The organism is Oleiphilus sp. HI0043, from assembly GCF_001634935.1.
Map to the genome: position 1 here is coordinate 1 of NZ_LWEY01000278.1, position 1,041 is coordinate 1,041.

Annotated in this window: 2 protein-coding genes; both read left to right on the top strand. The window is 45.1% G+C overall.

Annotated elements, in window-relative coordinates; genetic code table 11:
- Positions 1-681, top strand: a 681-nt coding sequence (locus tag A3729_RS04055) for a diguanylate cyclase domain-containing protein (RefSeq protein ID WP_156497640.1), incomplete at its 5' end; no start/stop codon positions are given.
- On the top strand, positions 681-1,041 hold a 361-nt coding region (locus A3729_RS04060; RefSeq protein ID WP_156497641.1), incomplete at its 3' end, for a hypothetical protein. The genes A3729_RS04055 and A3729_RS04060, both read left to right, overlap by 1 nt.

Here is a 1,041-nt window from a genome sequence, read left to right on the forward strand (position 1 = left end):
GGGATATTCTCAGTATTTGCCCTGGCCTCTTTGAATGCTAGCGGCTCTCCGTTTGAAAACATTCAAAATACTATGAGCTACCTTTTGTACCTAAGCATGAGCTGCTGCCTGGTTTACTTGAGAGAACTAAGACGAAAACAGCTTAAGCCACTGCGTCGTACAGATAACCTGACCAAAGCAGCCACCAAAGAACATCTAGATGATGACCTGACAAAAGAAATTCAACGCAGTGAACGTGAAGGCAGTGAATTGTCTACAGCCGCGTTGGCAATTGACAAAATATGTCTTTCCAAACTAAACCCTAAAGAACAAGATGCTGTCACGATTGCCATTGGCAAGTTGCTCCATAACAACCTTCGCTTGTTCGACAGTTACTACCTTTGGGAACATCATGAGTTTCTTATCGTCTTACCTCATACCAGCTCGATTCAAGCAGTCAAGATAGCAGACAGCCTGCGACTTAAAGTCCGCAAAGAAATTGAGATTCATGGAGAAAGTATTACCGTTAGTGCTGGCGTGTCCTGCTTAAATATCGGCGATGACAGTACCTCCATAACAGGCCGGGCAAGCCATGCCTTATCAGAAACACAAGCTACCAGTATTAATAGAACACACATCTATCGAGACATCGATGAGCTGCCCCAAGACGCAACGCCAGCCAATGCAGAAGGAGCACAATAATGTTCTCTGAAATCCAGCTTCAAACCCGTCTTACTGCCACATTATTTCTGCTTGGCGCAATTGCTATGGTTGTGCTTGGTATACAAAATTATCGCTACGGTCTCTATGAGCTCGTTTACGTTGCAACACTTCTAAGCATCGTTTATTTAAGCACAAGCCTCTACGCCAAGTTCTCCCCCGAAGCCAAATACCTCAAGCAAGCCTGTCTCGCTGTAGGTGTTATATCTGTTCTCAGCATTTTCGCCAATGCAGGCGAACACCCTGAGGAGCTTAAGCACTGGATATTTCCGATTGGTCTTCTTTGTTATCTATGCCTTCCCTATCGCCAAGCAAGCATATTCAACGTGGTGATGGGTGTGT